This window comes from Bradyrhizobium acaciae, assembly GCF_020889785.1.
GTDB lineage: Bacteria > Pseudomonadota > Alphaproteobacteria > Rhizobiales > Xanthobacteraceae > Bradyrhizobium > Bradyrhizobium acaciae.
In genome coordinates this window covers 1-10560 of sequence record NZ_JACMYK010000204.1, presented here as the reverse complement: position 1 = coordinate 10560, position 10560 = coordinate 1, and the positions used below count along the sequence as shown (strand labels likewise).

Here is a 10560-nt window from a genome sequence, read left to right as displayed (position 1 = left end):
GGCTTAAGGCCCGACGGCCGTGCGCCGGTGCGCGAAGGCGCCTCGCTCTTTGCTGACGCCACCTCGGCCGAGCCAATCGGCAAGGTGACCTCGGGCGGCTTCGGCCCGAGCCTCAATGCGCCGGTTGCGATGGGCTATCTGCCGACCGGCCTCTCCGCGGTCGGCACCACCGTATTCGCCGAAGTGCGCGGTCAACGGCTGCCGCTGAAAGTCGCCGCCACGCCCTTCGTCCCCAACACCTACAAACGCTAAACGCTGAAGGATCGACCCCATGACGACGCTGTACACGTCCGACCACGAATGGCTCCGCATCGAGGGCGACGTCGCCACGATCGGGATCACCGATTACGCGCAGTCGCAGCTCGGCGACGTCGTGTTCGTCGAACTGCCCAAGGTCGGCCGCAGCCTGAAGAAGGCCGAGGCCGCCGCCGTCGTCGAATCCGTCAAGGCCGCTTCTGACGTCTACGCGCCGATCACGGGCGAGGTGATCGAGGTCAACGAGGCGCTTGCGGCCGAGCCGGCGCTGGTGAATTCGGATGCCGGCGGCAAAGCCTGGTTCTTCAAGCTGAAGATATCAGACAAGGGCGAGCTCGGCGGCCTGATGGATGAAGCCGCCTACGCCGCGCACACCGCCTGAGAGAATGAAGCAGATTGCGACCACACAATCACTGTCATCGCCCGGCTTGACCGGGCGATCCAGTACGCCGCGCCCCTTCAGTTTAATCACTGATGTCCCGGCGTACTGGATACCCCGCTTTCGCGGGGTATGACGGCTGACAACGAGGACCACGTCATGAACGCGCCCTTCAAGCCGATCAACGAAGCCGCCACCGATTTCGTCCGTCGCCACATCGGACCGTCACCGCGTGACGTCAACGCGATGCTGGAAACGGTCGGCGCCGCAAGCCTGCAGGCGCTGATGAACGAGACGCTGCCGGCATCGATCCGCCAGAAGGCGCCGCTCGATCTCGGCCGCGCGCTGAGCGAGACCGAGGCGCTCGCGCATATGAGCGAGCTCGCCGCGCAGAACCAGACCTTCACGTCGCTGATCGGCCAGGGCTATTCCGGCACCATCCTGCCGGCGGTGATCCAGCGCAACATCCTGGAGAACCCGGCCTGGTACACGGCCTATACACCGTACCAGCCCGAGATCAGCCAGGGTCGGCTGGAAGCCCTGTTCAACTACCAGACCATGATCTGCGACCTCACCGGGCTCGACGTCGCCAACGCCTCGCTGCTCGACGAGGCGACCGCAGCGGCGGAAGCGATGGCGCTCGCCGAGCGCCACTCGCAGGTCAAGGCGAAGGTGTTCTTCGTCGACAAGGAAGTGCACCCGCAGACGCTGGCGGTGATGCGCACGCGCGCAGCGCCGTTGGGCTGGGCGCTCGTCGTCGGCGATCCCCTGACCGAGCTCGACAACGCCGATGTGCTCGGCGCATTGCTGCAATATCCGGGCACGACCGGCGCGGTGCGCGACCTCCGGCCTGCGATCGCATCGCTGCGCGCCAAGGGCGCGCTTGCGATCGTCGCCGCCGACCTGCTGTCGCTGGCTCTGCTGACCTCGCCCGGCGAACTCGGCGCCGACATCGCGGTCGGCTCGGCGCAGCGGTTCGGCGTGCCGATGGGCTATGGCGGTCCGCACGCCGCCTACATGGCGGTACGCGACACGCTGAAGCGCTCGCTGCCCGGCCGCATCGTCGGCCTCTCGGTGGATTCGCGCGGCGCACCGGCCTATCGCCTCGCGTTGCAGACCCGCGAGCAGCATATCCGCCGCGAGAAGGCGACCTCCAACATCTGCACCGCGCAGGTGCTGCTCGCCGTGATCGCCTCGATGTATGCGGTCTATCACGGCCCCGAGGGCCTGACCCATATCGCACGCGGCGTGCATCGCCGCGCCACCGTGCTTGCCGCCGGCCTGCGCAAGCTCGGCTTTACACCGACCAGTGAAGCGTTCTTCGACACCGTGACCGTCGAGGTCGGCGCGAAGCTGATCGAGATCGTCACCCGCGCGCAGGCGGAGCGGATCAATCTGCGCATCGGCGCGACCACGCTCGGCATCGCGCTCGATGAGACCACGACGCCGGAGACGGTCGAGGCGGTGTGGCGCGTGTTCGGCGGCAAGCTCAGCTTTGCCGAGATCGAGGCGGCCGCGCGCGAGGCGCTGCCGAAGGAGCTGCGGCGCACCAGCGCGTTCCTGACCCACCCGGTGTTCAACACGCATCGTTCCGAGACCGAGCTCTTGCGCTACATGCGCAAGCTCAGTGATCGCGACCTCGCGCTCGACCGCGCGATGATCCCGCTCGGCTCCTGCACGATGAAGCTGAACGCCACCACCGAGATGATCCCGCTGACCTGGCCGGCGTTCGGCAACCTGCATCCGTTCGCGCCCGCCGATCAGGCCAAGGGCTATCACGCGCTGTTCAAGCGGCTGGAGCAGTGGCTGTGCGACATCACCGGCTATGACGCGGTGTCGCTGCAGCCGAACTCCGGCGCGCAGGGCGAATATGCCGGGCTGCTGGCGATCCGGGGCTATCACCTGGCGCGCGGCGAGCCGCACCGCAAGGTCTGCCTGATCCCCTCCTCCGCGCACGGCACCAATCCGGCCTCGGCCGCGATGGTCGGCATGGACGTCGTGGTGGTCGCCTGCGACGCGCGCGGCGACGTCGACGTCAATGATCTTCGCGCCAAGGCCGAGAAGCATTCCGCCAATCTCGCCGCTGTCATGATCACCTATCCGTCGACGCACGGCGTGTTCGAGGAGCATATCAGCGAGATCTGCGACATCGTGCATGCGCATGGCGGACAGGTCTATCTCGACGGCGCCAACATGAATGCGCAGGTCGGCCTCTCCCGGCCCGGCGACTACGGCGCCGATGTCAGCCATCTCAACCTGCACAAGACCTTCTGCATCCCGCATGGCGGCGGCGGCCCCGGCATGGGCCCGATCGGCGTCAAGGCGCATCTTGCGCCTTATCTGCCAAGTCATCCTGAGAATCGCCATCCCGCGACCGACGGCGCGACTGCACACGCCATCGGCCCGGTATCGGCCGCGCCGTTCGGCTCGGCGTCGATCCTGACCATCTCCTACATTTACATCCTGATGATGGGCGGTGAAGGCCTGACGCGCGCCACCGAGATCGCGATCCTCAATGCCAATTACATCGCAGCCAGGCTGCAGCCGCACTTCCCGGTGCTGTATCGCAACGAGCGCGGACGTGTCGCGCATGAATGCATCGTCGATCCCAGGGCGTTGAAGACGACCAGCGGCGTCACCGTGGACGACGTTGCCAAGCGGCTGATCGACTACGGCTTCCACGCGCCGACCATGAGCTTCCCGGTGGCGGGTACGCTGATGATCGAGCCGACGGAATCGGAATCGAAGTTCGAGATCGACCGCTTCTGCGACGCCATGATCGCGATCCGGGGCGAGATCGCGGAGATCGAGAAGGGGCGCTGGAAGGTCGAGGCGTCGCCGCTGCGCCACGCGCCGCACACCGTCCACGACATCGCCGACGACGCCTGGAACCGGGCCTATACCCGCGCCGAGGGCTGCTTCCCCGCGGGCGTGTCGCGGTCCGACAAATACTGGAGCCCGGTCGGCCGCGTCGACAACGTCTACGGCGACCGCAATCTGGTGTGCTCGTGCCCACCGATCGAGGATTACGCGCAGGCGGCGGAGTAGCGGCCGCAAACTCCCGGACGCATGCACCGTGCGGGATGCCCAAATCTGGGGTGAGCCCCGTGGCTCAACCCGTCAGCTGCAACGAAAAGAATTCGTCGTCCCCGCCGATCCGCCGAGGCCGCGGCTCGCACATCGCGATCGCAGGAGTGGATCGCGGGACGAACGATAAGAAACAGGGCCGCCCGCGGCAGGAGGAAACATGCGCGAGGAATTCTGGTTTCATTTCCCGTTCCGCGTCCGCTATTCCGAAGTCGACGCGCAGGCCGTTGTGTTCAACGCCCACTACCTGACTTACTTCGATACGGCGATCACCGAGTATTTCCGCGCGCTCGGCTACGACTATCTCGGCGAGGTGGCGCGGACCGGGATCGATTTCCACACCGTGAAATCGGTCGTCGAATACAAGGCGCCGATCCGCTTCGACGAGGACATCGAGGTCTGCGTCCGCGTCGCCAGGATCGGCCGCTCCTCGATCAACCTAGCGCTTGCGATCTTCGCCAAGGGCTCCGACGATCTGCGCGCCACCGGCGAGATCATCTGGGTCGCGACCGACCAGAAGACGCATCAGTCGGTCGCCGTGACGGAAGACTTGCGGGCACTGGTCGCCAGCCGGGAAAAGGCGCTGGCGCAGGGATAGGATAGATCGCCCCCCCGCGTCGCATGGATCAAGCTCACGGGGCAATCAGGGTACGGCTCTCAGCGTCCCAGCGCCATAGCCGATCATTGGTCAGCTCGGTGCCGCCCCACCAGCGATGGATCGGGTTGTACTGGCTGAAGTCGCCGGCTCCCGCGACGATTGCCTGGCCGAGCCCGGTCAGCGCGAGCCAGCTTTGCTTGTAGCGTTGGTGACGGTCAGGGTCTTCATGCATGACGAGATCGAATGGCCCCTCGTCGAGCCCTGAAATGGCAGGCACCGGACAGTGAGCCAACCCGTCCAGCAGCGCTCCAGTCTCCCAATAGCCGAACGTCTGCCGCTCGTTGGGCTTCTCGTGCCCGGGGAACAAGTCATACGGATGGACATGCCCCGCCGACAGCAACGCGAGCATTTGCATTTCTGTCGCGCCAAGCCCGGAGCCATGCGAGGGAAGCTCCTCCAGCAGCGCGACGACTGAATTCCGTAATTGCGGAAGCGCACCTAGACCCTGATCCAGCAAGTTGAACCAGAGTTCCGGGGTCGATGCGCGCCAGGCTGTCCATGCAGCGCTGGCGGCTTCGAGATGATCACCACGGATGGGAGCGAGGCGCGGCTGCCAGGCGGTCAACCCGATCGGTTGCTGCGCGCCGATGATGTGATCCGTCTGGAGGATCGCAAGCCTGGATGTAACGCCTACATGCGGACGCAGGTAGTCCAGCAGCCAGGCCAATTGCAGTTGCGAGTTCGGATCGGGATCGACCCACAGATCGACGGCGTCGAAATGCTCACAAAATTCGATTAGTCCAAGGCCCCGGCCGCGTGCATCCTCAACCAATCCTCCGGTGAGATTATCCAGCCAGTGAGGCTCGGCACCATGCGAAGCCGCGCGCGGCGCATACAAGGCGTCGAACTGGCTGGATGTCGGCAATCGTCCGCAGACGAACTGCTGCTCGATGCCAACAACGCAATCGCCAAGCCGCGCGGCCTTCAAGCCTCCTGCCCCGCTATCGGTGAATGTGAGAATAAGTCGGCTCATGACGGCTCATTTCGGGTCGCGTCTATTCAAGTCTCAGACTCTCGCTGGACGACAATTTTGCGCACCCTGCGCGTCGATCTAACCTATGGAGCGATCAGCGTGCGGCTCTCAGCGTCCCAGCGCCACAGCCGCTCGTTGGTCAGTTCCGTGCCACCCCACCAGCGGTGGATCGGGTTGTACTGGCTGAAGTCGAGTTCGCCATCCAGCACCTCCTGGCCAAAATCGGTGACCGACAGCCGACTGAACATTCGTTCTTCGCCTGCCTCAGGCGATAGCTCGCGAGATCGCTCGTCGCCAGGATCAGACGTGTCACGAAGTTCTCCGGCTACGCGCGATGCAGCACAGCACCGCAAGTTGAGGATCAACTGCTTCGCGGAAGGCAACCAAACCAAACGGGCGCCAAAGACGTCGGCAACTCAACGTCCTCAGCGCCCGCTTGCAGCGAAATGTTGGAGCCTTAAAGCTTACTCGTCGGCGGGCTCCTCACCCTCGGCGTCGCGCTCGGGGGTGCCGGCGAGGATCTGCTCGGAGATCAGGCCGGAGTTCTGGCGGATCGCGGCTTCGATCTTGGCGGTGATGTCGGGGTTCGCCTTCAGGAACGCCTTGGAATTCTCGCGTCCCTGGCCGAGCCGCTGGCTGTCATAGGAGAACCAGGCGCCGGACTTCTCGACGATGCCGGCCTTGACGCCGAGGTCGAGGATCTCGCCCATCTTGGAGACGCCTTCGCCGTACATGATGTCGAACTCGACCTGCTTGAAGGGCGGCGCCAGCTTGTTCTTCACCACCTTGACGCGGGTGGTGTTGCCGACGACCTCGTCGCGCTCCTTGATCGCGCCGATGCGGCGGATGTCGAGACGGACGGAGGCATAGAACTTCAGCGCGTTACCGCCGGTGGTGGTCTCCGGCGAGCCATACATCACGCCGATCTTCATGCGGATCTGGTTGATGAAGATCACCATGGTATGGGACTTGTTGATCGAGGCGGTGAGCTTGCGCAGCGCCTGGCTCATCAGGCGCGCCTGCAGACCGGGCAGCGCATCGCCCATCTCGCCTTCGAGTTCGGCCTTCGGCACCAGCGCCGCGACCGAGTCGACCACCAGCACGTCGACCGCGCCGGAGCGCACCAGCGTGTCGCAGATTTCCAGCGCCTGTTCGCCGGTGTCCGGCTGCGAGATCAGGAGCTCGTCGATGTTGACGCCGAGCTTGCGCGCATAGACCGGATCGAGCGCGTGTTCGGCATCGATGAAGGCACAGATACCGCCCTTCTTCTGGCCTTCCGCCACAGTGTGCAGCGCCAGCGTGGTCTTGCCCGAGGATTCCGGCCCGTAGATCTCGACGACGCGTCCTTTCGGCAGGCCGCCGACGCCGAGCGCGATATCGAGCCCGAGCGATCCCGACGACACCGTCTCGACATCCATCGAACGATCGTTCTTGCCGAGCTTCATCACCGAGCCCTTGCCGAACTGGCGCTCGATCTGGGAGAGCGCGGCTGAGAGGGCCTTGGACTTGTCCATGGAGGATCCTTCGACGATACGCAGTGCAGTGGCGGACATTTGGGATGTGCTCCTTATGGCGGGGATTCGCTAGCGGGACAAACGGGCGATGAGAGATCAGGCGGTGATCAGGTGGAATGCGTTGTTGATAGGAATCTCGTACCACGTTTGTTCTATGTTCGCAATATGTTCTTTCGAGCGGGTAGGTGATGGCCTGTTTCCATCCCTAGTGGCCTGCTTTGGAATTTCGAGTGGCCTGACTTGGACTTAACCCTGCGGCAACCATGGCTTGGCCGCTGTTCTCGGTAGGACTACTGAGATCGCCATCGGGCGTTCTAGCCCTGTCCGAACCTTGATCCAGATCACAGAATTTAATCTTGAGAGAACGAACGGGGACAACGGAAGGTGATACGATATCGCGATCACCGGCCGAGGCTCTGTCCGTAGGCGTCGGTGGCTGCGAGACCGATGGCGCTCCCGCCTGCATAGGTGAGGGAGCGCGGCCGTGCTGGACTACCTTCAATCAGCGCATCGCGAAATGCAACTGCGGCATCTGGAAGAAGCCGAGCGGCACGTTGCTCTAGGCGCGCGACACATTGCCGAGCAAGAGGACAGGATCGAGCACCTTGCCCGTCACGGTCATGATCTAGCGGAAGCGAAGAAGCTTCTGGACAACTTCTACTCGTGCCAAGTTTTGCACGTTCAGCACCGGGACCGCATCCTCAGGGAGCTGTCCGTATTTGTCCCCGAAGGTCCTGAGTTGAAATTGCCAGCGTCCTAGTTCGGAGTAGCATCCCATCCGGTGTCTGTTCAGGGATGGGTGTCATGAACGGTCATTGGTGGGGAATTTACCGGCTCACGAACCAAAAGTTCGAAATCGTCAAAGAAAAAGCCGCAGCGGATAGAGCTGCGGCGCTGGCGATCAATGTTCTTGGGTCGCCAGCATTATCCCTGATCCCACTGCCGCACGAGATCGAGCAACCACCGCAGGAGTAAGGCCGCCTCGGTCAGTGGCCTCTTCAAAGAAACGGCCCCAGCGAAGATCTCGCCGGGGCCGTTCTGCATTCCCATTCTCACGCCGAACCGCCGCTTGCCGATAATAGACGGCCCCTTCTGGGCTTGTATGCATCCGTAATGAAATAGCTTTGCCCAGCGCTTGGAGGATTCCCGCGATCTGGTGTTCCAGAAATAACGCGTGTGAATCGCATCTAAATAAATTGCCGCCGGGAGTGCCCAAAGAAGCGGCCCCAGCGAGGGGGCGCAAGCTGGGGCCGAGTTTACATCCATGAGATAGGCAAGACATTCAGCCGACAAACAGCCAGCCCATGCTCACGACGAGCGCAAGAAACGAGATCGTCGCCAAGGCAATGAAGCCGTATTCAACACCGTCGAGGTCGGTCCTGAACATGCGAACAGGATGCGCCCCGGCGCCAGCGACCGCATTAAAAAAGGAAAGACAGCCAGGTTGTCCCGTCGGTCATGAGACGGCCCCGACGCTGTGCCGGGGCTAAAACAGGCGCGCCAGAGCCGTCCCCACAGGCGCTCCCCGATGGTGGAGCGCAGTTCAAATTGTATCAGGCAGAACATGCTGACGGGGAACCCTCGCGGATTACCTCGATTTGACAAGTGTCCTAATTCCTCGTTCCGATGTCCTAACCGGGGACAGCACCAGCAGGTATAAACCTGTTCACGATAGAGGCCGCGTAAGCAATTCCGACTCTCGCGTAGCCAAATTAAGCTAGTCATAACCGTGCCTTAGTGCGTTCTCAGTAGGAGTCCGAGTTCGCGCGCACGATGCTCTCCGCGAACGAATTGGCAATGAAGCGCCTTGGGGCGTCGGCCATTATGGGGCGATCAAAACCTGCGGGAGGCATCAGCGGTATTCTGATCCGACGGCCATCGATACCCTGCCCGAGCGCGTTCCGAATCGAGCGAGCCATTCGGACACCGCGCTCAAACATCGGCATCCGGCGATCGCCGGCCCCGGTCCGTAGTTCTCCGGGCAAGAACAAAGTTCCGAAAGGACGAAGTGCAACCGCCGTCAGAAACTGCTCGGACAATCAAAAGGTTATCCTCAGGATTAGCGGGCATCCGGAGAGCGGCTGGCACAATCTGCATACTACCTTGGTACCCCTCCTGACCCCTGGGAAAACTCCGTAGCGTTCAAGGGAAGACTCGGGTTCCAGCAGTGTTCATGGCTTTGGCCCAGCCCAATCCATGCGAATTGCGCCTCGCGTGACGAGCGCTGCCGCTGGCCAATGGATCCGGTCCGGGAGTTCCCCAACGACGCCCGAACGGGCGCAGCCTTTACGCTAGCGCTTTGCGGGTGTTAACCATTGTTACAACCTTTAGTTATCGACGACCGCCATTCATTCGCGGAACCATTCCAGATGATTCACAAGGGCGTCGAATTCAGCGTCACGCAGCTCGCGGCCGGCGTCTGGAAATGGCGTTTCCAGATCGGCGATCGGGTCTTCACAGGCAAGACCGAGGCGAAGCTCGATCTCCTGGCGGTCCGCCGCGTGCAGCTGCGGATCGACCGTGAGTTGAATAATCTCGGGCGGGGGCAGACCCGTGACCGCGGCGATGGGAAATGAGGCGCAATGCGTCCCGCTCGCTCCGCCGGGATGACAGCCCGGTCTCCGGATTGAATCTGCGCCGGCGCTCGGGAGCCTAGTCCTGAAGCTCCACGCGGGCCGGCGTCCGCTGCGCGCGAGAACCGTTCAGTCGGCGCTGGCCAGCCGCCGCATCGTGAACTCGATGTCGCCGCCGGGAAGCTCGCGCCAGCTCTCGACGGCGCTCATATAGGCGGCCTTCGGGTAGCGCTCGAGAAAGTCACGCGCCCGCAAGCGGGCCTGATCTCGTGGCAGGCAGAAGGTCTCGCGCAGATAGCCGTCGTCCGGCTTCCGCCGCTCGGCCATCCGGCTGGCGAGATCGCGCGGACGAAACACCATTGCCGCAACTCCGGACCAACTGACGACGCCCTCAATATAGGGGCGGCGCCGGGAGAATCCGAGTCTGCAGCAGCCGGGCGAACGGCCCTTACTGGCTGCGCTGCGTCGAGCTGCCGGGCTGCGTGGAGCTGCCGGTCTTGGTCTTCGGCTTGGCGGGGGGATGGGCCGCCGCCTTCGGCGCATCGCTGCGCACCACGCCCCAGGGATCGGACGATCCCTTGGCATCGGGAATCTTGCTGAGCGAGTTCTTGTAGGCCCGGTCGGTGACCGCGTCCTGATCCTTCTCCTCCTGGGTCTTGGTCTTGACGTCAGGCATCAGGTTGATGTTCGGCATCTGCGCATAGGCCGGCGCCGACAGCAGCATCGCGACCGCGATTGCGCACAAAACTCTCATGAGAACGCTCCTTGCATTTTCGTCCGCGGTATATCACCGCAAGAAAGCCGTCGCCAAGCGTGTCTGGCTGAGCCTGTCCGGCCAAGCCTGTCTGGCCAAGCGCATCCCACCAGGCGTGCCTGTCCCTGCCCTAGAGGTGGTCTGACTTGCAGGATTTCGGCGACTGGGCCCAGTCGTCCCAGATCGGACCGCATCGCGTGCAACCACTGAGCACAAGCCCGATCGCAATCACGCCGCCCAGCAACATCAACCTGCGGAACATGTACGCGCCCCCACATGAGGAACGGGCAATCGGGCGCCAAAACTGGGGCATTTTCAAGCCGGGCACGGCCCTTGCAACGTCGCGCCCGCGCGCCGGAGCGTCGCG

General features: G+C 63.4%; 13 protein-coding genes. 8 read left to right on the top strand and 5 right to left on the bottom strand.

What is annotated here, in order from left to right; genetic code table 11:
- The 4 genes from H8A92_RS37810 to H8A92_RS37795 all read left to right on the top strand — a co-directional run.
- Positions 1–252, top strand: a 252-nt coding sequence (locus H8A92_RS37810) for a glycine cleavage T C-terminal barrel domain-containing protein (RefSeq protein WP_274613573.1), incomplete at its 5' end; no start/stop codon positions are given.
- A 19-nt stretch (positions 253–271) separates the two neighbouring features.
- Positions 272–637 carry a glycine cleavage system protein GcvH gene (gcvH, locus tag H8A92_RS37805; protein WP_074124812.1) on the top strand — a complete coding sequence of 122 codons (366 nt, stop codon included), beginning with the start codon at positions 272–274 and terminating at the stop codon, positions 635–637.
- A 156-nt stretch (positions 638–793) separates the two neighbouring features.
- Positions 794–3682, top strand: a complete 2889-nt coding sequence (gene gcvP / locus H8A92_RS37800) for an aminomethyl-transferring glycine dehydrogenase (protein WP_229200336.1) — start codon at positions 794–796, stop codon at positions 3680–3682.
- A 199-nt stretch (positions 3683–3881) separates the two neighbouring features.
- The gene (locus H8A92_RS37795; RefSeq protein WP_229200334.1) at positions 3882–4319 is read left to right on the top strand and encodes an acyl-CoA thioesterase; all 438 of its coding nucleotides are present in this window, start codon (positions 3882–3884) and stop codon (positions 4317–4319) included.
- A 34-nt stretch (positions 4320–4353) separates the two neighbouring features.
- Here the strand turns inward: H8A92_RS37795 and H8A92_RS37790 are convergent, their stop codons facing one another.
- The 3 genes from H8A92_RS37790 to recA form a co-directional block, all read right to left on the bottom strand.
- A complete protein-coding gene (locus H8A92_RS37790; protein ID WP_229200330.1) occupies positions 4354–5352 on the bottom strand; it encodes a hypothetical protein in 999 nt (332 codons plus the stop codon).
- An 83-nt stretch (positions 5353–5435) separates the two neighbouring features.
- Positions 5436–5600 carry a hypothetical protein gene (locus H8A92_RS37785; protein ID WP_229200338.1) on the bottom strand — a complete coding sequence of 55 codons (165 nt, stop codon included), beginning with the start codon at positions 5598–5600 and terminating at the stop codon, positions 5436–5438.
- 216 nt (positions 5601–5816) lie between these two features.
- Entirely contained in the window at positions 5817–6905 is a 1089-nt protein-coding gene (gene recA, locus H8A92_RS37780) for a recombinase RecA (protein ID WP_050402041.1), read from the bottom strand.
- Between the two features lie 445 nt (positions 6906–7350).
- Between recA and H8A92_RS37775 the strand changes: the two genes are divergently transcribed.
- From H8A92_RS37775 to H8A92_RS37765, 3 genes are all read left to right on the top strand, one after another.
- Positions 7351–7626, top strand: a complete 276-nt coding sequence (locus H8A92_RS37775; protein WP_229200328.1) for a hypothetical protein — start codon at positions 7351–7353, stop codon at positions 7624–7626.
- Between the two features lie 44 nt (positions 7627–7670).
- Positions 7671–7841, top strand: a complete 171-nt coding sequence (locus tag H8A92_RS37770) for a hypothetical protein (RefSeq protein ID WP_229200326.1) — start codon at positions 7671–7673, stop codon at positions 7839–7841.
- A gap of 1394 nt (positions 7842–9235) precedes the next feature.
- Positions 9236–9442, top strand: coding sequence for a hypothetical protein (locus H8A92_RS37765; RefSeq protein WP_229200325.1), 207 nt, complete (start codon positions 9236–9238; stop codon positions 9440–9442).
- 126 nt (positions 9443–9568) lie between these two features.
- Here the strand turns inward: H8A92_RS37765 and H8A92_RS37760 are convergent, their stop codons facing one another.
- A complete protein-coding gene (locus tag H8A92_RS37760; RefSeq protein WP_229200323.1) occupies positions 9569–9799 on the bottom strand; it encodes a hypothetical protein in 231 nt (76 codons plus the stop codon).
- An 88-nt stretch (positions 9800–9887) separates the two neighbouring features.
- A complete protein-coding gene (locus H8A92_RS37755) occupies positions 9888–10193 on the bottom strand; it encodes a hypothetical protein (protein WP_229200322.1) in 306 nt (101 codons plus the stop codon).
- A gap of 146 nt (positions 10194–10339) precedes the next feature.
- Between H8A92_RS37755 and H8A92_RS37750 the strand changes: the two genes are divergently transcribed.
- A partial coding sequence (locus H8A92_RS37750; RefSeq protein ID WP_229200321.1) for a hypothetical protein occupies positions 10340–10560 on the top strand: 221 nt, incomplete at its 3' end.